The 21,733-nt window shown below is 67.0% G+C and carries 18 protein-coding genes; 9 read left to right on the plus strand and 9 right to left on the minus strand.

The features are described 5' to 3' along the window. The first annotated feature begins 78 nt into the window (after positions 1–78). Positions 79–714 (plus strand): hypothetical protein, encoded by a 636-nt coding sequence (locus tag HMPREF1529_RS13365; protein ID WP_036283559.1) that lies wholly within the window; start codon positions 79–81, stop codon positions 712–714. Beyond that, the gene (locus HMPREF1529_RS13370; RefSeq protein ID WP_016465199.1) at positions 714–1,799 is read left to right on the plus strand and encodes a tyrosine-type recombinase/integrase; all 1,086 of its coding nucleotides are present in this window, start codon (positions 714–716) and stop codon (positions 1,797–1,799) included. Before HMPREF1529_RS13365 ends, HMPREF1529_RS13370 begins: the two co-directional genes overlap by 1 nt. A gap of 116 nt (positions 1,800–1,915) precedes the next feature. Here the strand turns inward: HMPREF1529_RS13370 and HMPREF1529_RS13375 are convergent, their stop codons facing one another. Next, positions 1,916–3,163: an IS256 family transposase gene (locus HMPREF1529_RS13375; protein ID WP_016463647.1), complete on the minus strand. Its 1,248-nt coding sequence runs from the start codon at positions 3,161–3,163 to the stop codon at positions 1,916–1,918. Between the two features lie 356 nt (positions 3,164–3,519). Then, positions 3,520–4,944, minus strand: a complete 1,425-nt coding sequence (gene glnA, locus HMPREF1529_RS13380) for a type I glutamate--ammonia ligase (RefSeq protein WP_005049465.1) — start codon at positions 4,942–4,944, stop codon at positions 3,520–3,522. Between the two features lie 131 nt (positions 4,945–5,075). On the opposite strand from glnA, the gene HMPREF1529_RS13385 reads away from it, so the two are divergent. After that, positions 5,076–5,525, plus strand: a complete 450-nt coding sequence (locus tag HMPREF1529_RS13385; protein WP_016465201.1) for an RDD family protein — start codon at positions 5,076–5,078, stop codon at positions 5,523–5,525. Positions 5,526–5,528: 3 nt separating this feature from the next. On the opposite strand, the gene HMPREF1529_RS13390 is transcribed toward HMPREF1529_RS13385, so the two are convergent. After that, entirely contained in the window at positions 5,529–6,239 is a 711-nt protein-coding gene (locus HMPREF1529_RS13390) for a DUF4191 domain-containing protein (RefSeq protein WP_005049467.1), read from the minus strand. A 144-nt stretch (positions 6,240–6,383) separates the two neighbouring features. On the opposite strand from HMPREF1529_RS13390, the gene HMPREF1529_RS13395 reads away from it, so the two are divergent. Next, complete coding sequence (locus HMPREF1529_RS13395) at positions 6,384–7,742, plus strand: hypothetical protein (protein ID WP_016465202.1); 1,359 nt, start codon at positions 6,384–6,386, stop codon at positions 7,740–7,742. Between the two features lie 28 nt (positions 7,743–7,770). Here the strand turns inward: HMPREF1529_RS13395 and sucB are convergent, their stop codons facing one another. The 3 genes from sucB to HMPREF1529_RS13410 form a co-directional block, all read right to left on the minus strand. Then, the gene (gene sucB, locus HMPREF1529_RS13400; protein WP_016465203.1) at positions 7,771–9,459 is read right to left on the minus strand and encodes a 2-oxoglutarate dehydrogenase, E2 component, dihydrolipoamide succinyltransferase; all 1,689 of its coding nucleotides are present in this window, start codon (positions 9,457–9,459) and stop codon (positions 7,771–7,773) included. A 102-nt stretch (positions 9,460–9,561) separates the two neighbouring features. Then, positions 9,562–10,941, minus strand: a complete 1,380-nt coding sequence (gene lpdA / locus HMPREF1529_RS13405; RefSeq protein ID WP_016465204.1) for a dihydrolipoyl dehydrogenase — start codon at positions 10,939–10,941, stop codon at positions 9,562–9,564. Continuing rightward, entirely contained in the window at positions 10,938–12,407 is a 1,470-nt protein-coding gene (locus tag HMPREF1529_RS13410) for a leucyl aminopeptidase (RefSeq protein ID WP_016465205.1), read from the minus strand. Before HMPREF1529_RS13410 ends, lpdA begins: the two co-directional genes overlap by 4 nt. A 124-nt stretch (positions 12,408–12,531) precedes the next feature. On the opposite strand from HMPREF1529_RS13410, the gene HMPREF1529_RS13415 reads away from it, so the two are divergent. The 3 genes from HMPREF1529_RS13415 to HMPREF1529_RS13425 all read left to right on the plus strand — a co-directional run bounded on the left by HMPREF1529_RS13415 (position 12,532) and on the right by HMPREF1529_RS13425 (position 15,736). Next, a complete protein-coding gene (locus HMPREF1529_RS13415; RefSeq protein ID WP_016465206.1) occupies positions 12,532–13,500 on the plus strand; it encodes a proteasome assembly chaperone family protein in 969 nt (322 codons plus the stop codon). Between the two features lie 206 nt (positions 13,501–13,706). Then, positions 13,707–15,038: an RNA polymerase sigma factor gene (locus tag HMPREF1529_RS13420; protein ID WP_016465207.1), complete on the plus strand. Its 1,332-nt coding sequence runs from the start codon at positions 13,707–13,709 to the stop codon at positions 15,036–15,038. Next, complete coding sequence (locus HMPREF1529_RS13425; RefSeq protein WP_005049476.1) at positions 15,035–15,736, plus strand: coenzyme F420-0:L-glutamate ligase; 702 nt, start codon at positions 15,035–15,037, stop codon at positions 15,734–15,736. Before HMPREF1529_RS13420 ends, HMPREF1529_RS13425 begins: the two co-directional genes overlap by 4 nt. A gap of 66 nt (positions 15,737–15,802) precedes the next feature. Here the strand turns inward: HMPREF1529_RS13425 and HMPREF1529_RS13430 are convergent, their stop codons facing one another. Together HMPREF1529_RS13430 and HMPREF1529_RS13435 are read right to left on the minus strand one after the other, a co-directional pair. Beyond that, positions 15,803–16,828: a sugar-transfer associated ATP-grasp domain-containing protein gene (locus tag HMPREF1529_RS13430; RefSeq protein ID WP_005049477.1), complete on the minus strand. Its 1,026-nt coding sequence runs from the start codon at positions 16,826–16,828 to the stop codon at positions 15,803–15,805. 60 nt (positions 16,829–16,888) lie between these two features. Next, positions 16,889–17,107: a DUF7455 domain-containing protein gene (locus HMPREF1529_RS13435; protein ID WP_005049478.1), complete on the minus strand. Its 219-nt coding sequence runs from the start codon at positions 17,105–17,107 to the stop codon at positions 16,889–16,891. A gap of 192 nt (positions 17,108–17,299) precedes the next feature. Here HMPREF1529_RS13435 and HMPREF1529_RS13440 point away from each other — a divergent pair, with 192 nt between their 5' ends. Continuing rightward, positions 17,300–19,372: a DNA topoisomerase IV subunit B gene (locus tag HMPREF1529_RS13440; RefSeq protein WP_036283561.1), complete on the plus strand. Its 2,073-nt coding sequence runs from the start codon at positions 17,300–17,302 to the stop codon at positions 19,370–19,372. A 312-nt stretch (positions 19,373–19,684) separates the two neighbouring features. Here HMPREF1529_RS13440 and HMPREF1529_RS13445 read toward each other — a convergent pair whose 3' ends face one another. After that, complete coding sequence (locus HMPREF1529_RS13445) at positions 19,685–20,854, minus strand: sensor histidine kinase (protein WP_232212133.1); 1,170 nt, start codon at positions 20,852–20,854, stop codon at positions 19,685–19,687. A gap of 212 nt (positions 20,855–21,066) precedes the next feature. Between HMPREF1529_RS13445 and HMPREF1529_RS13450 the strand changes: the two genes are divergently transcribed. Further along, positions 21,067–21,729: a response regulator transcription factor gene (locus tag HMPREF1529_RS13450; RefSeq protein WP_051120865.1), complete on the plus strand. Its 663-nt coding sequence runs from the start codon at positions 21,067–21,069 to the stop codon at positions 21,727–21,729. The last annotated feature ends 4 nt before the right edge of the window (positions 21,730–21,733 follow it).

Raw genomic sequence — 21,733 nt, forward strand, 5'->3', positions numbered from 1 at the left:
TAAGCAAATCAGACAGGCGCATACCTGTCAAGCGTGTGCAATAGCGTATTTCTGACGCGGAGCGGCTACAGTGGGCGAGTGCTCAAGATCACACGCAGTGCGACGGCGTTCCAATACGCCGCGCTTGGCGCCGGCTTATACGCCCCAAAGAAGTTCACGGCGACGTTCGAAGGTGACAAATGGCTATCTGTTCGAGCACGCGTCACTATCGATGCCGAATGGGAGAAGGCCGAGTTCGGCTACCGCGTGACCCGCCTTCAGGTCGACGAGGTCGACGGAGGCGAGAAGATCACGAGTGAGATGGTCCGCGAGATTCCGGTCACCACACTGCTGCGCAAAGCAGCACTTCGCGCGATACTCCGCGGTCCACATAGGACACCCCCAGTATTCCGGTTCTCGATCGACATCCCCGAGGAAGAGGTCCAGCGCCTTGTCTCTGAGGGACCAAAGCCGGCAACGCTCCGACTCGTATCCCACTTCTATACGGTCGCCAGCATCGTTGGACTACCACCGGTCGAGTTTGTGATCAAGAAACTAGGTCTGAAGCCACGAACTGCGTCGCACTGGATCAAGCTCGCCCGCGAACGTGGGTTCCTGAAAGTTATCGCACTGTCAGAAGTGACTAGGCAAGAAGAGGCGATGGAGTTCGAAGACGACGTCGCCGGCCCTGACTTGATTGAGAACGTCGGAATGGAACAAGTCTCGGGAGCCTAATGGCGAGCATCAAGCAGAGGCCCGACGGCTCGTGGCGGGCACGCTATCGGGGGCCTGATGGCCGCGAGTATGCGAAGCACGCGAAGCTGAAGCGCGACGCGCAGGCGTGGCTCGACGATGCGACGGCTGCTATGAAGGCCGGCACGTGGGTGGACCCGTCGACGTCGAGGATGACGGTCGGGGAGTGGCTCACGAAGTGGGAGGCGGGTTACGCGGTCAATAAGCCGGGGACGGTGAAGTCCGCGTCCGTGCATGTGAAGCTCATCCGGGCGAAGTTCGGGGCCCGGCAGTTGCGGACGATCCGTGCGTCGGACGTGAAGGAGTGGATGGCGGAGCTGTCGCAGAAGTACGCCCGCTCATACGTGTACTCGATCCACAGGCGCCTGCACCAGGTGCTCGAGGATGCGGTGCACGACGGCATCCTCATGAAGAACCCGGTATCGCGGCGCACGTCACCACCGACACCGCAGCAGCGGCCCTACGTCGCTACGACGGAGCAGGTGTGGGCGCTGTACGACGCGCTGCCGAAGGAATACCGGTCGGTGGTGCTCCTCGGTGCGTTCGCGGGCCTCAGGGCGGGGGAGATGGCCGCCCTGACCCGAGATGACATCGACTGGGGCGGGCACTCGATCACGGTGTCCGCTCAGCATAACGACGAGGATCTGAAGTCAGACGCATCTGCCGGGACGATCCCGATCCCCGCGGCGCTCACAGCGATGCTGCAGGCGGATGCTGGCGCGCGAATGATCGTTCCCGGGGTCTTCGGTCGCGGTGTCACCGCCTGGCAGCTCAACCGAGTGTGGGCAGACACGCGGGGGAGTGTGAATGGTCTACCCAAGGGGTTCCGCATTCACGACCTGCGGCACTACTTCGCGTCGCTGCTAATCGCTGCGGGCCTCGACATCAAGGTCGTGCAGACCCGCATGCGCCACGCGTCGCCGGTGGTTACGCTGCGGACGTACGGCCATCTCTGGCCGGACACCGACGACACTTCGAGGGCAGCTGTGGCGGTAGCCCTCAGCGAGCGGACGAGCGTCCCGCGAGCTTCTCCAGGGCTGCACCCTCTACCCAGTACACAAGCTTGACCTCAACGGCGTAGCCCGACGGCGTTTCGGTAGTTGGTGTCCGCTGCAACACCTCGACCTGGTCAAGCCCCAGTACGTGGTGTAGCGGTCGGTGATCCTTCTGCTGTTGTTTTCGGTTAGGCGCTGAGTTCGAGGACGGTGTCGGTGTTCACCTCGCTTCCGGTGTCGGGGACGAGGGCGAGGCGGCTCTTGGTGAGGATCTCGAGGCCAAGGTAGCGGCGGCCTTCGACCCATTCGTCGGTTTGCTCGGCGAGGACGGCGCCGACGAGGCGGATGATCGCGTCGCGGTTGGGGAAGATGCCCACGGAGTCGGTGCGGCGGCGGATCTCCCTGTTCAACCGCTCGTTGGGGTTATTGGACCAGATCTGCTGCCAGAGCCCGTCGGGGAACCCCGTGAACGCGAGGATGTCCGCGCGGGCGTTGTCGAGGTGCTCGAACGCGTCGGGGAGCTTCTCCTCGACGTAGTCCAGGAGCCTGTCGAACTGCGCGTTGACGGCGTCGGCGTCGGGTTGGTCGTAGACGGAGTGCAGCATCGCCTTAACGGCCGGCCACATGCTCTTCGGGCAGACACTCATCAGGTTCGCTGCGTAGTGGGTTCTGCAGCGTTGCCAGACCGCGCCGGGCAGGTTCGCCGCGATCGCGTCCACGAGCCCGGCATGGGCGTCGCTGGTGACGAGGCGGACCCCGCCGAGACCGCGGGCGACCAGGTCAGCGAAGAACGAGTTCCAGGCGGCCCCCGTCTCGCTGGTCGCGACCCGGAGGCCGAGGACTTCCCGGTGCCCGTCGCCGTTGACGCCGGTCGCGACGAGCACGACCGCGTTGATCACCCGCCCGCCCTCACGGACCTTCATCGTGAGGGCGTCGGCGGCGACGAACGTGAACGGCCCCGCGTCACCCAGGGGGCGGTGCCGGAACTGGTCGACGTGCTCGTCGAGGTCTGCGGCCATCCGTGAGACCTGAGACTTCGACAAGCTATGGATCCCGAGGGTCTTCACGAGCTTGTCCATCCGGCGGGTCGAGACGCCGGCGAGATAGCAATCCGCGACGACGGTGATCAGCGCGGTCTCGGCCCGCTTGCGGCGCTCAAGCAGCCATTCCGGGAAGTACGTGCCCTGGCGGAGCTTCGGGATCGCTACGTCGATCGTCCCGACACGGGTGTCGAGGTCGCGGTGCCGGTAACCGTTGCGTTGCGCGGTCCGGTCGGGACTGGGCTTTCCCCATTCCGCGCCCACGACGGCATCCGCGTCAGCGGAGAGGAGCGCGTTGATCGTGGTCTGCAGCAGGCTGCGCATCAGATCCGGCGACGCGTCGGTCAAGGCTTCAGCGAGCACGCTCGCAGGGTCGACAATATGAAGTGCGGTCATCGTGATGATGCCTTTCGAGTGGGATGTGAGAGTTTCCTCGAAGGATCACACGGTGACCGCGCCTACGTCGTGAACGACGAGCCGGCCACCGTGGGCTACACCACCTTAAGGGGCACTACTCTCGACCTCCACATTGTTCGCGTCACCGCGTGAGAAGCCGTGCGTAGCCGCGAGGTGCTCGAGGAGGGCATCATCGGGAATGGTGAACTTGATCGTTGCCATAGCACCCACCTTGGCATCGCTCGCCGGGCACCGAAAAGGGCCCGCCAGAGTGAATCGGGCGGGCCCTCTCGAGGATTCTGCGGACTAACCGCGGACTCAGAGGCGATCAGGCCCCGGAATCACGCGGCAGAACGTCAGACGCCGAAGTACAGCTCGTACTCGAACGGGTGCGGACGCGCGGCGAGCGGCTTGATCTCGTTCTCGATCTTGTACTCGATCCAGGTCTCGATCAGCTCGGGCGTGAACACACCGCCGGCGAGGAGGAACTCGTGGTCTGCACGAAGCGCCTCGAGCGAGTCGAGCAGCGAGTTCGGCACCTGCGGAATGTTCTTGGCCTCCTCGGGCGGCAGCTCGTAGAGGTCCTTGTCGACCGGCTCGTGCGGCTCGATGCGGTTCTTGATGCCGTCGAGGCCGGCCATCATCTGCGCCGCGAAGGCGAGGTAGGGGTTGCCCGAAGCGTCGGGCGCGCGGAACTCGATGCGCTTGGCCTTCGGGTTGCTGCCCGTGATCGGGATGCGGATCGCGGCTGAGCGGTTGCCCGCGGAGTAGACCAGGTTGACCGGAGCCTCGTAACCCTTGACGAGACGCTTGTAGGAGTTGAGCGTCGGGTTCGTGAAGGCGAGGACGGCCGGCGCGTGCGCCAGCAGGCCACCGATATACCAGCGGGCGAGGTCGGACAGGCCGCCGTAGCCCTTCTCGTCGTAGAAGAGGGGCTTACCCTCGAGCCACAGCGACTGGTGGGTGTGCATGCCCGAGCCGTTGTCACCGAAGAGCGGCTTCGGCATGAAGGTCGCGACCTTGCCCCACTGCTCGGCGACGTTCTTGACGATGTACTTGAACTTCAGGATGTCGTCCGCCGCGTGCACCATCGTGTCGAAGCGGTAGTTGATCTCCTGCTGACCACCGGTGCCCACCTCGTGGTGCGCGCGCTCGAGGATGAGGCCGGACTCGATGAGGTGGAGGCTGATGTCGTCGCGGAGATCGGCCGTCTTGTCGACGGGGGAGACGGGGAAGTAGCCGCCCTTGTAGGCCGTCTTGTTGGCGAGGTTGCCGCCTTCTTCGGCGCGACCCGTGTTCCAGGCGCCCTCTTCGGAATCGACGCTGTAGAAGGAGGCGTTCTGCTTCACTTCATAGCGGACGTCGTCGAAGATGTAGAACTCCGCCTCGGGGGCGAAGAACGCGGTGTCGGCGATGCCCGTCGACGCGAGGTACTTCTCGGCCTTCTTGGCGACCTGACGCGGGTCCTTGCTGTAGATCTCGCCGTTGCGCGGGTTGTAGATGTCGAAGAGCATGATCAGCGTCTTCGCTTCGCGGAACGGGTCGAGGTAGGCCGTCGACACGTCGGGGATGAGCTGCATGTCCGACTCGTGGATGTTCGCGAAACCGCGGATCGACGAACCGTCGAACAGCTGGCCGACCGTGAAGAACTCCTCGTCGACGGTCGAGGCCGGGATGTTGAAGTGCTGCTGCACACCAGGCAGATCCGTGAACCGGATGTCGAGGAACTTGACGTCCTCGTCCTTGATGAACTTCAGAACCTCGGATGAATCTTTGAACATGGAGTCTCCAAGATCGGGTGCGGAACACGCCTGAACGGGATCAGGCCCGCCTCGACGCTATCGATGACCGGTTGCCCGGCAGTATCCCCCGTGTTTCGGGGATGTTACAGCGACGCGGATAAGCTGGCCCGGTGACGGCAGGTACCTCCGACAATACGGGACATCGCGACAGCACCTATCCCGGGGAGCGACTCGGGCTGCCCCGGTCGGGCTCGGGGAGCATCGCGAGACTCGGTCGACGCGTCGGCGCTCTCGCCGTCGATCTGGCAACGGCGACATTGATCGCCTCCGCGTTCTTCCCGGTCCTGGACGAGGTCACCGGGTTCCGGTACGCCAATCCGGTCGCGTCGAACCTGATCTTCGTCGCCGTGCAGGTGCTGTTCATCCCGACGCTCGGGGGAAGTCCGGGACATCGACTGTTCGGCATGCGGATCGTCCGTGTCGACGGGGGCTGGAGCGGCCTCTGGCGTCCGGTGGTGCGCACACTGCTGCTCGCCCTGATCATCCCCGCCGTGATCTGGGATGGCGATCACCGCGGCCTTCACGACAAGACCGCGGGGACGGTCCTCGTCCGCGGTTGAGGCTCAGCGCGGGCGCGGCGCGCGCGCACGCATCGGGTCGATGCCCTTCGGGATCGGCAGCGAGGTGACGGACTGCGAGACCGAGTCCACGCGCTTGACGACAGCGGCCATCGTCGTACGGTCGACCTTCTTGGGGAACGACTTGATGGTCGCGGAGAGCTTCGAGATGGGCACGTCGCCCTCACCGTGGCCGATGTACAGCACATTGATCGGAACGCCCGAGGCCACGCGCTGGACCTTCATCTTCTCGTCGTTGACGAGTCGGGTCAGCCGCCCCCGCGCGCCCTCGCCCACGATCACGACACCACCGCGGCCGATCACGCGGTAGACCGCGTCCTGCGTCTTCGGGTTGACCCCCACGGGCATCTCCGAGGCCACCCAACTGCGGCCGAGCGAGGTCGACAGCACGTGACCGGCAGCTCCCGGCATCCCGTCGAGCTTGATGTACATCGCGCGGGTGGACAGACGTGTGAGCACGATCATGGCGCCCAACAGACCGAACAGCAGGCCGGTGACACCCCACAGGATCACGCTCCAGATGGCCGCAGGCGGGATGAGGAACCCGATGAGGACGCCGATGCCGATTCCGACGACCACGACAGCGGCCAGCACCCACGGCAGCCACGAGAATTCGGCCTTCGTGAAGGTGTAGAGCGAGCGGATCTGGGAGAAGAAGCCAGGGCCCTTGTCGGGTGCGGAACTGCGGGATGCCATGGCACACAGCCTACCGTCGCGGCGACACGGCGCACGCGCACGCGGTGCGACGAGAACTCCTCCCCAGCGTGGCGAACCCTTGGCGTCTGCACAGGTTGACCCGCGCGGCGGCCGGCCCGGTCCACGAGCGGCGACACTCACGATATGAGCATCGATTCCGGTGTGCTCGCCCCGTCGCCGCTGCTGAGGACGCTGGGCGCCGCCGACGCCCCGTTTCCCGGCGACCTGCGCGCGGGCACGCCTCCGAGAGTGTGGGTGCCCCTGCAGGATCTGCCGAGCGAGATCTGGCGGGTACGGGGCGGCGAGCACGTGCTCACCCCCGTCGACCTGGCGCGCACTCCGGACGGTCACGCCGCCCTGCTCCCGCACTGCCCGCACCGACTCATCACTCTCGTCGCCGGGCGTGTGTGGGAGGCGGGAGCGCTCGTCACCGCCGCCGTCAGTGTGCTGCGTGGCGCCGCCGAGGCAGAGCGCTGCGGGTTCACCGTCGGCTCCTGGTGGGTGGATGCCGACGGGTGTCCACTCCTCGCTACGACCGGACCGGCCTGGCGGGACGATTCCGTCGCACTGCTGAAGGAGCTCGCCGAGGCTGCCGCGCCGGGTCTGCGGCAGGCGGTGCTCGACGCCGCGGAACTGATCAGCGAGGGTCGCATCACGCCGGGGCGGCGCGAGCGTGCGGAAGATGAGCTCTTCGCCGCCGCTGAACCGGCTCCTCTGCCGACCGCCGACGCGAACAGGGGGGTCGCGGCCATCCCGGCGCCGCGTCGGGCCGTACACCGCGGTCGAACCGGCGACGACCTCGCCTCGGATGCGTCGAGCTGGGTCGCGCCGCTCGTCGAGCGCGATCTTGCCGCTCGTGCGCTGAACGTCCTGGGCGATGTTCGCTCCGCGCTGAGGCGCACGATGAGCGCGACGCGCAGGCACGGGCTGACGGCGGTACGAGACCGGGCCGGACGCCGCGCCCTGTCGGCGACGACCACACGGGCGCACAAGGATCGTGCGCCACGCCGCCGCCGGCGATCCCCGCTGCTCGTGGCCGCTGCCGCGGCCGCGATCATCATCGCCGTGGGTCTCGCGTGGCCGGTCGACGAGAGCGCTTCATCCACGACGCCCGCGGCATCCACACCGTCGCTGGACAGCGGCGCCGTGTCCACCCCGGCGGCGACCCTCGACTCCGGCGCGTCGGATGCCGCAGCGCCTGCGCCGTCGCACAGCGCCGACGAAGGCGACATCGCGCGCCGCCTGCTTGCCGATCTCGCGTCATGCGCCCGGGAGCAGGTCGCCGACTGCTCCGACATTCTGGAGGACCCGAGCGCCGGCGTTCCTGACAGCGTCGTCGTCGAGGACGCTGAACTGCGCGAGGTCACCCTCCTCGACGAGTACGGCGGCGTGGCCGCCTATCGCGTCTCCGGCGGACAGCAGCCCAGCCAGGTGCTCGTTCTCGTGCAGGTCGACGGAAAATGGCTGATCCGCGACGTGTACGACGTCGCGGATCAGCCATGACATGCGAGCCCGTTGGCCGGGCGCGCGCTCAGATTCCCAGGTTGGCCTCGAAGTCCGCCGTCTCCAGGCGGGTCTTGACCGCACCCAGGAAGCGGGCCGCGTCGGCGCCGTCGACGATGCGGTGATCGTACGACAGTGCCAGATAGACGTAGGAGCGCACGGCGATCGCCTCGACGCCGTCGACCTTGACCACACCGGGCTCCTTCACGACCGCGCCGGTGCCGAGGATCGCGGACTGCGGAAGGAAGACGACCGGGGTGTCGAAGAGGGCGCCGCGGGAGCCGGTGTTGGTCACGGTGAACGTGCCGCCGGCGAGCTCGTCGGGCTTCAGCTTGTTGTCGCGCGTGCGAGCGGCGAGGTCGGCGATCTCGGACGAGATCCCCGCCAGCGTCTTGGCGCCGGCGTCACGGAGAACGGGGGTCAGCAGGCCGCGCTCGGTGTCGACCGCGATCGAGATGTTCTCGGTGGCGGGGTAGACGATGTCGGTGCCGTCCACCGTGGCGTTGATCACCGGGAACGCCTGCAGCGCCTCGGCGGCAGCGAGGACGAAGAACGGCAGGAACGACAGCTTGCCGCCCGTCTTCGCGACGAAGTCCTTCTGGACCGCCGTGCGGTACGACGCGACCTTCGTGACGTCCACCTTCACGACCGTGGTGAGCTGGGCCGTCTGCTGCATCGAGGCAACCGCGCGCTCGGCGAGCACCTTGCGAAGTCGGGACATCGGCTGGGTCGTGCCGCGCAAGGGCGAAACCTCGAGCGGGGCGGCCGCCGCCGGAGCGGGCGTGACAGCCGCGGCTGCAGGAGCGGCCTGGGCAGCCTCGGCTGCCTTGAGCACGTCTTCCTTGCGGATGCGACCACCGACACCGGTCCCGGTGACGGACGCCAGGTCCACACCCTGCTGCTGCGCGAGTCGGCGCACGAGGGGAGTGACGTAGGTCGCCGCGTCGTCGGCAGGCGCGGCAGCGGGAGCAGGAGCAGCGGCCGGTGCAGGCGCCGCAGCGGGAGCAGGAGCGGCAGCGGCAGCAGGAGCGGCCGGCGCTTCGGCAGCCGGAGCGGCCGGTGCTTCGGCAGCCGGAGCAGGCGCAACTGCCGCCGGAGCAGCGGCTGCAGGGGCACCCGAACCGATGCGCGCGAGCACGGCGCCGACGGCGACCGTCTCATCCTCGGCGACGAGGATCTCCTGCAGCGTGCCGGCGATCGGAGAGGGGATCTCGGTGTCGACCTTGTCGGTCGAGATCTCGAGGAGCGGCTCGTCGACGGCGACCTCTTCGCCGACCTGCTTGAGCCAACGCGTCACCGTTCCCTCGGTGACGCTCTCACCCAGCTCGGGAAGAACGACGTCCTTCGCATCGCCGGACGGCGCAGCGTTGGCCTCAGGAGCCGCGGGAGCCTGATCGGGGGCGGGAGCCGCTTCGGCCGGAGCCTGCTCAGCGGCGGGCTGCTCCGCGGCGGGCGCATCGTCGGACGGTGCGGCAGCCGAGCCGTCTCCGATCTTCGCGAGAACGGCGCCGACCTCGACGGTCTCGTCCTCAGCGACCAGGATCTCCTCGATCACGCCGCTGACGGGAGAGGGGATTTCGGTGTCGACCTTGTCGGTCGAGATCTCGAGCAGCCCTTCGTCGGCCTGGATCGTGTCACCGACCTTCTTGAGCCAACGGGTGACCGTTCCCTCGGTGACGCTCTCTCCGAGCGCGGGGAGGACCACGGATGTGCTCATGACTGTGTCTCCTTCAGAAGTTCGATGTCCGACAACTAGCTTAGTGACCCTCACGGGGCCGAAGCGGTGACGTGTCGGACGGGGGAGGAATGGTGGGGGCTTTCAGAGGGCGTGCAGAGGCTTGCCCGCGAGGGCGAGGAACGCCTCGCCGAGCGCCTCGCTCTGCGTCGGGTGCGCGTGCACGTACGGCGCGATGTCTTCCGGGTGCGCTTCCCAGGCGACGGCCAGCTGGCCCTCGCTGATGAGCTCGCCGACGCGATCGCCGACCAGATGGACGCCGATCACGGGCCCGTCGACCAGGCGGACGATCTTGACGATGCCGCCCGTGCCGATGATCTCGCTACGGCCGTTGCCTGCCAGGTTGTACTCAGAGACGGCGACCGCGTCGCCGTGCGCGGCACGCGCGGCTGCCTCGGTGATGCCGACGGAGGCCACCTCGGGGTGCGAGTACGTGACCCGCGGGATGGTGTGCTCCGCGACCATGACGGGGCCGAGGCCCGCGATCTCCTCGGCCACGAAGATCCCCTGCTGAAAGCCACGGTGGGCCAGTTGCAAGCCGGGGACGATGTCGCCCGCCGCCCAGACGTGCGGGACCGATGTCCGCAGGCGCTCGTCCACGCTCACGAAGCCGCGCTCGAGAGCCACCCCCGCCTCATCGAAGCCCATCCCGGCCGTCGACGGACCGCGTCCGACGGCCACGAGGAGGTAGTCCGCGCTCAGCTCGCTGCCGTCGGCCAGGACGATCGTGACCCCGGCATCCGTCTGCGAGACGGAGGCGAAGCGGGAACCGAGTCGAGAGACGATGCCGCGCTTGCGGAAGGCACGCTCCAGGGCTTTGCTCGAGGAGATGTCCTCCGCGGGCAGGAGGTGGTCGAGCGCCTCGACGATCGTGACCTCCGCACCCATCGATCGCCACGCGCTCGCGAACTCGACGCCGATGACCCCGCCGCCGAGGACGATGACCGACGCCGGCACCTCTGCGAGCGCGAGGGCCTCTTCGCTGGAGAGGACCCGGCCGCCGATCTCGATGCCGGGGAGGGTTCGCGTGTGCGAGCCGGTGGCGAGAAGGACGTCGGCACCGCGATAGGTGTCCTCGCCGACCGCGACGGCGGGACCGTCGTCGTCGACGACCAACCGTCCCTCTCCGGTGACCACCGTGATCCCGCGCGCCTTGATGAGGCCGGTGAGTCCCGCGAACTTCTTGGCGACGATGCCCTCGCGGAAAGCGGTGACCCCCGCCACGTCGATGCCCTCGAACGTCGCCGCCACGCCGACGCTCGACGCGTCGCGGACGGCATCGGCGATCTCTGCCGCATGCAGGATCGCCTTGGTCGGGATGCAGCCGCGATGAAGGCACGTGCCGCCGAGCTTGTCCTTCTCGACGAGGGTGACCGAGCGACCGAGCTCGGCCGCGCGGATCGCCGCTGCGTATCCGGCCGACCCGCCGCCCAGGACGACGAGATCGGAGTGGTGTGCGGTCATCGTGCGTCTCCTTCGACGAATGCGAGCAGGGATCGAACGGTGGCCGCGGTGGGGCCCTTGTCCGTGGCACCGGTCGCGGATTTGGTGCTCCCGCTGCCGGCGATGTCCAGGTGCACCCAGGGGATGCGAGGCGCGTCCGCGTCGTCGGAGACACGCCCGACGAACCGCTGGAGGAAGAGTCCGGCGAACAGCGAACCGCCCGTCGGGTCGCCGATCTTCGCGTTGACGAGGTCGGCGATGGGGGAGTCGAGCTCCTCTTCCATATGCGCCGGCAGCGGGAGCGGCCAGGCCAGCTCGTCCGCGGACTCCGCCGCATCCAGGTACTCGGCAACCGCTTCCTCCGAGCCCATGACGCCGGTGTGGCGAGAGCCCAGCGCCACCGAGATGGCTCCGGTGAGCGTGGCGACGTCGACGATCACGTCCGGGTGCGTGCGGCTGGCCGCGACGAGACCGTCGGCCAGGACGAGCCGTCCCTCGGCGTCGGTGTTCAGCACCTCGACAGTGGTGCCGCCCAGAATCCGCAGCACGTCTCCGGGACGCGTTGCTCGTCCCGACGGCATGTTGTCGGCGAGACACAGCCATCCCGACACGCGCACCGGCAGACGCAGCTGCGCGGCCGCACGGACCACGGCCAGAACCGTCGCCGCACCGGCCATGTCGTACTTCATGCCCACCATTCCCGCGGGCGGCTTGAGCGAGAGCCCACCGGTGTCGAAGGTGATGCCCTTGCCGACGATGGCGACGTGGCGCTCGGCATCCGCAGGGGAGTAGTCGAGTCGCACGAGACGGGGCGGTCGGTCCGACCCCTGCCCCACGCCGAGGATGCCCCCATAGCCGTCAGCGGCGAGCTGCTCCTCATCGAGGACGACGACGTCCACGGGGAGCTCCGCCAGCGCCTCCCGAGCGGCATCCGCGACATCCTGCGGCCCCAGCCACTCGGCCGGGGTGTGGACGAGATCCTTGACGAGCGCGGCGGCAGCGCCGACGGCCTGCGCTCGAGCCAGCGCCGAGGCGGCGGGGGGACGCTCACCACGAATGACCACGTGTGACGCGCGAGCGGCAGCGGCAACCGACTTGTACCCGTCGAAGCGGTACGCGCCGAGCGCGGCGCCCTCCGCCACGGCTCGCCACCCGTCCTCATCGACTGCCGGGGCTTCGACGGCCACGGTGTCGAAGCCGGTCGTCGTTCTCAGAGCGGCGCCGACCGCTTCACGCAGCGCCGCGGTGTCGGGCGCGGGTCCGGTGCCCACGACGATCAGGGGCAGCGACGTCGCCTCCGGCGCGTAGGCGCGCACCGTTGAGCCGAGAGCGCCCGAGAAGCCCACGGCGTTCAACGCCGAGGCCAGCCCCGGCCACTGGTCGAGAGCACCCGCATCATGATCGAGGGGAGGGAGGGCGAGCACGAGGGCATCGGCCTTCGTCTCGCGCAGCGGATCGGTCGTGCACGACAGCTCGGGAAACGCCATGACCTCCATCCTAGGTTTGCGTCCTCCGGGGTCGGCGACGCTCGACGGCGGCGAGCCGCACCCCGCGTGTTCGCTGTCAGCGGCACGCGGACCTGCGCCCGGGGAAGGCTCGTACAGTGGACTCATGCCCTTGAGCGGTCCCCTGTACGAGCGTGTGGCGTCGGCCCCACCGGTCCCTGCCGACCTTCCGCTGGTGATCGTGCTGACCGGGTTCACGGATGCCGGGGGCGCCGTCTCGCAGATGGTGGCGATGTTCCGCGACGACCTCGAGCCGGCGCCGATCGTGACGTTCTCGGCCGACGTGCTCCTGGATTACCGCGCGCGCCGCCCGACGATCACCTTCGACGCCGACCATCTCGCCGACTACCGCCCGCCGCGCCTGGAGCTCTCGCTCGCGCATGATGCGCTCGGTCAGCCCTTCGTTCTGCTGGCGGGGTACGAGCCGGACTTCGCCTGGGAAGCATTCACCGAGACGGTCGTGGGCTTGGCCGAAGGGTTGCAGGTGTCGTCGGTGACGTGGGTGCACGCCATTCCCATGCCTGTACCGCACACGCGCCCGATCGGCACGACGGTGAGCGGGACGCGCGCCGACCTGACACAGGCGCACTCGGTGTGGCAGCCTCACACGCAGGTGCCGGCGACGGTCGGTCATCTCCTGGAGCACCGCTTCGCGCAGAGCGGAGCCTCGGTCGCAGGATTCGTGCTTCTGGTGCCCCATTACCTCGCCGACACCGACTACCCGGCCGCCGCACTGGCGGGACTGGACAGCCTCTCGGTGGCCAGTGGCCTCGTCTTCAACGTCGACGATGTGCGCGAGGAGAACCGAGAGTACGTCGCGAAGGTCGACGACCAGGTTGAGGGCAACGCCGAGCTGACCTCCATGCTGCACGCTCTGGAAGAGCGTTACGACGCGTACATGGCTGGATCGAACCTCGGTCAGCCGATCATCCACCCCGGTGATCTGCCCAGCGCAGACGAGCTCGCTGCGGAACTGGAGCGCTTCCTCGCTGACCGTCGCACCGACGACCACCGCCGGGACGACGACCGCCGAGGCGACGACTGGCGCGGCGAGGACCGCCGCGGTCGACGCTGAGCGGAATGCGCAGCGTCCCCGCGATGTTATGGATGCTGTGGGGATCCTGACGGACTGTTGCGCACGGTCTGTCCGATGATGTATGCGACAATGGAAACCTGACCCGTTGTCGAACCGGGGTCGGCTCGTGACGAGGCGACTGCGGACTTGACAAGGGTCTTACTCCTGTCCGAAAACCCGGCGCGTGCGTCGGTGAAAGGCAAGACGTGACCTCAGGCACGAAGACCACCCGCTCCCGCAAGGTCGAGGAGGAGGAAGCCACGGAGTCCGCCACGGAACAGGCGACGACCACGACCGCCGCCAAGAAGGCGACGTCGAAGGCTCCGGCCAAGGCGAAGGCGGCGCCCAAGAAGGCGTCGAAGAAGACCGCGGACGACGACGAAGAGATCGACGACGACGTCGAGCTCGATGACACCGACATCGAGGACGCCGCGGACGACGAGTCCAGCGATGATGCTGCCGAGGCGTCGACCGGAGCCGCCGGCAAGAAGGGCGAGGACGACGACGAGGACGAGGACGGCACGACGAAGCCTGCATTCTCCGAGCCGCTCCCCACGGGCGCCATCGTCATTTCCTCGAGCGACGAGGACGATGTTCCCGTCTACTCGACACAGATCACCGGCGCGACCGCCGACCCCGTCAAGGACTACCTGAAGCAGATCGGTAAGGTCCCGCTGCTGAACGCGGCCGAAGAGGTCGAGCTCGCGATGCGGATCGAGGCGGGTCTGTTCGCCGAAGAGAAGCTCTCGCACATGTCGGCGTCGGAGAAGTCGAGCCAGCTCGGGCTGGACCTCCAGTGGGTCGCTCGCGACGGCCAGCGCGCCAAGAGCCACCTGCTCGGCGCCAACCTGCGCCTGGTCGTCTCCCTCGCCAAGCGCTACACGGGCCGCGGCATGCAGTTCCTGGACCTGATCCAGGAGGGCAACCTGGGCCTCATCCGCGCGGTCGAGAAGTTCGACTACACCAAGGGCTTCAAGTTCTCGACGTATGCCACCTGGTGGATCCGTCAGGCGATCACGCGCGCCATGGCCGACCAGGCTCGCACGATCCGTATCCCCGTTCACATGGTCGAGGTCATCAACAAGCTTGCGCGCGTGCAGCGTCAGATGCTGCAGGACCTCGGCCGCGAACCCACGCCCGAAGAGCTCAGTCGCGAACTCGACATGACCCCCGAAAAGGTCATCGAGGTGCAGAAGTACGGGCGCGAGCCGATCTCGCTGCACACCCCCCTGGGTGAGGACGGCGACAGCGAGTTCGGTGACCTCATCGAGGACACCGAGGCGGTCGTCCCGGCGGATGCCGTCGGGTTCACCATGCTGCAGCGTCAGCTCGAGTCGCTGCTGGACTCGCTGAGCGAGCGCGAGGCGGGTGTGATCCGCATGCGCTTCGGCCTGGGTGATGGACAGCCCAAGACGCTCGACCAGATCGGCGATACCTTCGGCGTCACGCGCGAGCGCATTCGTCAGATCGAGTCGAAGACCATGGCGAAGCTCCGACACCCCTCGCGATCGCAGTCGCTGCGGGACTACCTCGAATGAGCGGGGAGCTTCCCAACGACGGCAAGGCCCTCACCGTCACCATCGAGGGGACGACGTTCGCACGGATTCCGATCCGCACGCGCGTCGTCATGCCCGGTGACGATCTCGACGAGGTCGTCACCGCGTACGCAGCCGACCAGGTGACGGACGGCGACCTGCTGTTCATCACGGAGAAGATCGTCGCGATCACGCAGGGCCGTTCCTACACGCTCGACGAGATCCGCCCACGCCGCCTGGCGCACTTCCTGTCGAAGTACGTGACGAAGACCTCCTACGGTATCGGGCTCGGCATGCCGGAAACGATGGAGATGGCCCTTCGGGAGTGCGGCACCCCGCGGATCCTCTTCGCTGCGGCGATCAGCGCGGTGACGAAGGCGTTCGGACGCCGCGGCGACTTCTACCGCATCGCCGGCGACAAGGCGCGCGCGATCGACGGTCCGACCAACGGGACCATCCCGCCGTACGACCGCGCGGTCGTTCTGGGCCCGACGCGCCCGGCTGAGGTGGCCGCACGCGTTCAGGCGCTGCTCGGCGGGAACGTGCAGGTCGCGGTCGTCGACATCAACGACATCGGTGGGAACATTCTCGGCTCGACGCTCGACAAGGCGGGGGAGCGTCAGCTCGTCCGCATCCTTGCGGACAACCCCCTGGGCCAGGGCCGCGAGTCCACCCCCCTCGGCATCATCCGGGCGGCGTGACACCGCGCTGAAAAGTGCGAAACGCCGGCGACCTCCGTGAGAGGCGCCGGCGTTTCTCGTCGGTGATCAGAATCCCATTGCAGCGCGGTAGCGGGGAAGATGCCCGTGGCGGATCCCCGTCGCGGACGGCTTGTTCTCGAACACGCCCGCACCCCAGTTGCCTTCGACCAGGACGGGGCCGGTCGGAGTGACGACGACGTCCCAGCCGACGTAGCGCACCTCGGGGATCACCAGCGCCACGTCGGTGATGAGCGCACGCACCTCGTCCATCATCGGCAGCCGGTAGTCGGCGATGCGGAAGCCGGTGTCCGGGTGGGTCTCGAAGAGCTCGCCCGACGTCGAGTAGCCCATCCCCATGGCGCGCCCGTCTTCGTGGAGGGCGGTGTAGAACCCGCCGAACGACGCCTGGTCGCTGACCTGACCGCGCCCGAACTTCTGCGCCATGTTGATGATCGCGACCGTTCCGTCATCCTTGACGAAGGTCGTGACGCGGGTCGTGTTGGCCGTGCCGGGAGCGATGGCTTCGAGGTCCGGATGCTGCATGATGCGCTCTTCGATCAGGACCTCGCCCTTCGCCAGCAGCTCAGCGTGGAACGCCTCCCAATCGGCGACGGCGCTCGCGTCGTAGCGGCGCACCCCGAGTCCGGACTTGCTCACGGGGACCTTGGCGATGAACACGGGATGCCGCTGGGCGAAGGCCGCGAGCTGGTCAGCATTGCCGGCGACGAGCTCGAGCCACTCTCGGCCCAGGAAACGATCGAAATCGCGATTGAAGTCCACTTTGTTGTGGAAGCGATGGACCTGAGCCGGATCGTCGTAGCGGTTCGAGAGCTCCAGTGCCAGGGGACTGGTCACCCATGTGGCCCGCTCGGCGCGCGTCAGGATGGCGAAATCGAACTCCATGTAGTCGTTGAATCCGACGCGATGGCGCGCCGCCGACCAGAGCATGTCGACGAACACCAGCGGATAGCTCTTCCCGTGCACGCGCGCAGTGAAACGCGCCCTCTCACGCACCGATGCGAGATCGAGCCCGCGGGCACGCTCGAAGAGCACTTCGAAACGGTGCAGGAGAGGAAGGCCTCGAGGCGCCATGACAGAGTCCTTCCGGGGACGGACGGAAAAGGGGAACTCCGCCAGTCTACGTGTGAGGGCTCAGCGCGCGTCGGCCAGACGAGCCGTCTCGTCGTGCCACGACGTCGCGATTGCGCGCAGCTTCTCTTCGTACTTGCGTCCGTGGTGCGCGCAGAACAGCAGTTCGCTGCCGTTGACTTCGGCCGCGATGTAGGCCTGGGCTCCGCACGAGTCGCAACGGTCCGTCGCGGTCAGTCGGTACTCGAGGACGTCAGGCTCAGCGGTGGTCGACATGCTCATTTCGGTTCCTCCTCGGTACATGAGATGCGGTGCGGTGTCATGACATACAACCACGCCGCGAGCTCAGCAATGCCGCGATCCGGTCACATTTCGCTGTGCGCGTACCCCGCCTCCGTCGCCATCGCCCGCGGTAGGAGGTGCTTCTGTGTGTCGTGGCGCGGGTGTCCGTGGGGCTGGATACGCTTGAGGATTGTGACCGCCGAGTATTCCGCCCACCACCTCCAGGTGCTTGAGGGCCTGGAGGCTGTCCGCAAGCGTCCCGGCATGTATATCGGCTCGACCGACTCCCGCGGGCTCATGCACTGCGTGTGGGAGATCATCGACAACTCGGTCGACGAAGCCCTCGCCGGCTACGGCTCACGAATCGACATCGTCCTGCACTCCGACGGCAGCGTCGAGGTCCGCGACCGCGCACGCGGCATCCCTGTCGACATCGAGCCGCGAACCGGGCTCAGCGGCGTGGAGGTCGTGTTCACCAAGCTGCACGCCGGCGGCAAGTTCGGCGGCGGCTCCTACGCGGCATCCGGCGGTCTGCACGGTGTGGGCGCCTCCGTCGTCAACGCATTGTCCGAGCGTCTGGACGTCGAAGTCGACCGGGGCGGCAAGACCTATGCGATGTCGTTCCGTCGCGGAGAGCCCGGCCTGTTCGCAGGCCCGGGGCCGGAGTCGCCGTTCACCCCGTTCGAGAAGGCCTCGCAGTTGCGTGTCATCGGCACGGCGCCCAAAGGCGTCACCGGGACGCGCATCCGCTACTGGGCCGACCGTCAGATCTTCACCAAGGACGCGACGTTCCATGCGGAAGAGCTGGAGCAGCGGGCGCGCCAGACGGCCTTCCTCATCCCCGGCCTCGAGATCGCGATCGTCGATCAGCGCGGCGAGGAGCCCGTCGAGACGTCTCATCGATACGACGGAGGCATCTCCGAGTTCGCGGACTTCCTCGCACCGGATGCCGCGATCACGGACACCTGGCGTCTGACCGGAGTCGGCACATTCACCGAAACCGTCCCCGTGCTGCAGGCCGGTGGAGCGATGGTGCCGACGGAGGTCGAACGCGAGTGCGAGGTCGACATCGCGCTGCGTTGGGGGACAGGCTACGAAACAGTCACGCGCTCGTTCGTGAACATCATCTCGACGCCGAAGGGCGGAACCCATCAGACCGGCTTCGAGCAGGGGCTGATGAAGGTCGTCCGCGGCCAGGTCGAGCAGAACGCTCGACGCCTCAAGGTCGGCGCGGGGGAGAAGCTCGAGAAGGACGACATCACTGCCGGCCTGACGGCTGTTCTCACTGTCCGACTGCCCGAACCCCAGTTCGAGGGCCAGACGAAGGAGATCCTGGGCACGCCCGCGGTTCGCGCCATCGTCGCGAATGTGGTCGCCAAGGAGCTCGCCGAGCGATTCTCGTCGAGCAAGCGCGACGACAAGGCGCAGACAGCGCTGCTGCTCGACAAGGTCGTGTCCGAGATGAAGGCGCGCATCTCGGCTCGCACGCACAAGGAGACCCAGCGTCGTAAGAACGCCCTCGAGTCGTCGTCGTTGCCGGCGAAGCTCGCCGACTGTCGAACCTCGGATGTCGAGCAGTCGGAGTTGTTCATCGTCGAGGGTGACTCGGCCCTCGGCACGGCGAAGCTCGCGCGCAACAGCGAGTATCAGGCGCTGCTGCCCATTCGCGGCAAGATCCTCAATGTCCAGAAAGCGTCGATCAGCGACATGCTCTCGAACGCGGAATGCGCGGCGATCATTCAGACGATTGGGGCCGGCTCCGGTCGAAGCTTCGACCTCGATGCGGCGCGCTACGGCAAGATCATCCTGATGAGCGACGCCGACGTTGACGGCGCGCACATCCGCACGCTTCTGCTGACGCTGTTCTTCCGCTACATGCGCCCTCTCATCGAAGCTGGCCGCGTATACGCTGCCGTGCCGCCGCTGCACCGCGTCATCGTGGTCAATCCGGGCTCGAAGCCGAACGAGACGATCTACACGTACTCGGAGCAGGAGCTGCACACTCTCCTCGCGAAGGTGCAGAAGTCGGGACGGCGCTGGCAGGAGCCGGTGCAGCGCTACAAGGGACTCGGCGAAATGGATGCCGATCAGCTCGCCGAGACCACGATGGACCGTGCGGGGCGACTGCTGCGGCGCGTACGCGTTCAGGATGCCGAGGCGGTCTCGGGAGTGTTCGAGCTGCTCATGGGGAGCGATGTGGCACCGCGACGCGACTTCATCGTCACCTCCAGCGACCGACTCGACCGTGAGGCCATCGACGCCTGACCGCCGGCGTCATCCGGGCCCGCTCTCGCGGAGCCCAGAAAAGACGCGGGGCCCGAGGCCGATCTGGGGGGATTCGGTCTCGGGCCATCGCCGCGGCTACGGGGGACATCCGGATGACGTCGAGCCCCGAACGGTCTCTTCGTCCCCGAAATCACGGACGTCTCGCGCCGTGCCCTGTGAAGAACCGACTGGGGATCAGTTCTTCGGCTAGCAAAAGGTTAGGCGCGCATAGGCGCCGCCAACGTGAACCATCGGCGGATTCGACTGCGACTTTCGTCTACTTTGACGCTGCGCGTAGAAATCTCGTGCTGATCAGCCCGAGAGCGGAAGTGAGGCACTGACGACCCAGCCCTGGGACTTTCGTTCCGATTCGAAAGTGCCGCCGAAAAGTCGGAAGCGCTCACGAAGACGCATGATGCCGTAACCCGACGCGGGCAGACCCGCCGTGCGGGCAGGCGGCGAGTCGTCGGCAAAGGTGAGGTGCACCCAACCACGCTCGACCCGAAGGACGATGGAGACGGTGTGGGCGCCGGTGGCGTGCTTGAGCACGTTCGTTGCACTCTCGCGGATCACGCGGGTGAGAGCAACGAGGGATGCACTCGGCAGCCGCAGGTCAGAGGGGACATCCGCGGTCACCGCAATGCCCGCCTGTCCGAGTTCTTTCGTGACGGCGGCGATGGTGCCCGTGATCCCGTCCGGCGAAGACACGCGTTCGGGGGAGAGGTTCTCTTCACCTCGAACCATCCCGAGCACGCGACGGATGTCGGTGAGCGCCTGAACCGCCGCTTCGCGGATCGCCGTCTGCGACTGCGACCGCGTCTGCATGTCTTCGGTGCGGTCCAAGACCGCGGCGTGCAGAGCGACGATGGTGATCTCGTGCGCGACGATGTCGTGCAGTTCGTCGGCGATGAGGTCTCGTTCGTGTTTGAGCTGCTCCGCGACCTCTCGCTCGCTCACTTCGAGTTGCAATGCCAAAGATTGTGCCCTCTCGAACTGCCGCCGAATCGCCAGCCCGATCAGGAGACTCACGAGGCTGAGAAGTGCTATGACTAATCCGCCTAGAGGTTGGAAGCCGGACTCGGGTCTGCCGAGAACCGCTAGTAGCCATCCACCGAGCGAAACCGCGTAAAGCAACGTCAGCGCTGCGCTGCAGGTGTAGCTGACAAGTCCCAGGATCGCCGCACCGGCAATCAGGCTGTCCGCAACCCCCGCCGCACCGGCCACGGCTGCCGCAGCGATAAGAACTATGGTAGCCACCGGAGGACGCCACACGAAGATCCAGACGGCCAGCGTGATGCTGGTGGTCACGATCGCCGAGGTTATGCTGCTCGCGCCGCCCACGGTCGCTCGAAAAAGGGAGTCGATCACGATCGCCGTAACGACGAGAATGATGACAAGTCGCCGAACCACAGGGCTCAGCGATTGATACGCCCAGAAGGGCGTCCGCACGTAGCGGAGGACGTTGTCTCGGACGGAGGTCACCTCGCGATTATCTCGCGAACCCACCATCACTTACTTCCAGATGCCCAGCTGCTGACCGATCCAGTACCACATGTGTTTCACCTCCTGCAATCTCTCGAATCGATTCTTCAAACAGAGGTCATCGCGCACGACCGACGTATGGCTACATCAATAGCGACTTTCGTCGACATCGATCGAAAGAGTGCACATCGCGCGGTTCGTAAGATGGTGCTGTGACCCAACCGATTCGCGTGATCATCGTCGACGACGAGTCGCTGGTGCGCGCTGCACTGCGCGTCTTCCTGGACTCTTCGGACGGGTTCGATCTCGTCGGAGAGGCCGACAACGGCATCGACGCCATCGCGCTGGTGCGCAGCACGCACCCCGACGTCGTGCTCATGGACGTGCAGATGCCCAAGATGGATGGCATCGAGGCGACCCAGCGCCTCACCCGGGAGTTTCCCGGGATCAAGATCGTCGCGCTGACCACGTTCTCCTCGGAGCGCGTCATCGTCCCGATGCTCAGTGCCGGCGCCGCGGGCTTCCTGGTGAAGGACACGTCGCCCGACCGCATCCTCGACGCCGCGCTCCTGGCTCACGAGGGCGGCTACGTGCTGTCGCCACGCGTCGCGAAAGAACTCGTCAGCTCGGTGCAGCAGAACGAACCTCCCGCGCCGCGCCAGCTGGGCCGAGAGGAGGAGCTCACCGAACGGGAGCTCGAAGTGGTCACCCTTCTTGCCCAGGGAATGTCGAACGCCGAGATCGCCGCCGCCATGTTCGTGTCCGAGGCGACCGTCAAGTCACACCTCGGCCGCATCACGGCGAAGTGGGGTGTGCGCGATCGCATCCAAGTGCTGATCCGTGCGACCCAGTACGGTCTCGTGTCGCTGGGCTGACGCT

Source organism: Microbacterium sp. oral taxon 186 str. F0373, from assembly GCF_000411455.1.
Taxonomy (GTDB): domain Bacteria; phylum Actinomycetota; class Actinomycetes; order Actinomycetales; family Microbacteriaceae; genus Microbacterium.

Coding starts and splice junctions, on each gene's coding strand:
- HMPREF1529_RS13370 (WP_016465199.1), top strand. CDS start 714: ATGGCGAGCATCAAGCAGAGGCCCGACGGCTCGTGGCGGGCACGCTAT.
- HMPREF1529_RS13375 (WP_016463647.1), bottom strand. CDS start 3,163: ATGACCGCACTTCATATTGTCGACCCTGCGAGCGTGCTCGCTGAAGCC.
- glnA (WP_005049465.1), bottom strand. CDS start 4,944: ATGTTCAAAGATTCATCCGAGGTTCTGAAGTTCATCAAGGACGAGGAC.
- HMPREF1529_RS13390 (WP_005049467.1), bottom strand. CDS start 6,239: ATGGCATCCCGCAGTTCCGCACCCGACAAGGGCCCTGGCTTCTTCTCC.
- HMPREF1529_RS13395 (WP_016465202.1), top strand. CDS start 6,384: ATGAGCATCGATTCCGGTGTGCTCGCCCCGTCGCCGCTGCTGAGGACG.
- sucB (WP_016465203.1), bottom strand. CDS start 9,459: ATGAGCACATCCGTGGTCCTCCCCGCGCTCGGAGAGAGCGTCACCGAG.
- lpdA (WP_016465204.1), bottom strand. CDS start 10,941: ATGACCGCACACCACTCCGATCTCGTCGTCCTGGGCGGCGGGTCGGCC.
- HMPREF1529_RS13410 (WP_016465205.1), bottom strand. CDS start 12,407: ATGGCGTTTCCCGAGCTGTCGTGCACGACCGATCCGCTGCGCGAGACG.
- HMPREF1529_RS13415 (WP_016465206.1), top strand. CDS start 12,532: ATGCCCTTGAGCGGTCCCCTGTACGAGCGTGTGGCGTCGGCCCCACCG.
- HMPREF1529_RS13425 (WP_005049476.1), top strand. CDS start 15,035: ATGAGCGGGGAGCTTCCCAACGACGGCAAGGCCCTCACCGTCACCATC.
- HMPREF1529_RS13430 (WP_005049477.1), bottom strand. CDS start 16,828: ATGGCGCCTCGAGGCCTTCCTCTCCTGCACCGTTTCGAAGTGCTCTTC.
- HMPREF1529_RS13435 (WP_005049478.1), bottom strand. CDS start 17,107: ATGAGCATGTCGACCACCGCTGAGCCTGACGTCCTCGAGTACCGACTG.